The sequence below is a fragment of the Staphylococcus sp. EG-SA-15 genome (assembly GCF_017151895.1).
Classification (GTDB): Bacteria; Bacillota; Bacilli; order Staphylococcales; family Staphylococcaceae; genus Staphylococcus; species Staphylococcus aureus.
On record NZ_JACVZN010000153.1, the window covers coordinates 1 to 246 of the forward strand.

Annotated in this window: 1 pseudogene; it reads right to left on the minus strand. The window is 30.1% G+C overall.

What is annotated here, in order from left to right:
- Window positions 1-30: 30 nt before the first annotated feature.
- Window positions 31-135 (minus strand): annotated as a pseudogene (locus IDG64_RS14805) (DivIVA domain-containing protein); the annotation flags it as partial.
- Between the last annotated feature and the right edge of the window lie 111 nt (window positions 136-246).

A 246-nucleotide genomic window follows, 5' to 3' on the forward strand; every position in this document is an offset into this window, starting at 1 on the left:
GTATATTACGCGTCTGTCTTTATTTAATTCCTACTTCTTAGTTGTTTCTGAATCATTGGATTGTTGATTATTGTCTGATGTATTTGATGCATTATTTTGTGCATTTGCTGCAACTTCATCTGGCTTTTTAATATTTAAATAATGTAATGAGAGAACTCTAAGTTGAGTTAATAAGGGTGGTACCGCGAGCAATCGTCCCTTTTAATTTAACTTAGAGTTTTTTAAATTTTTAAGGAGTGAAAAAAA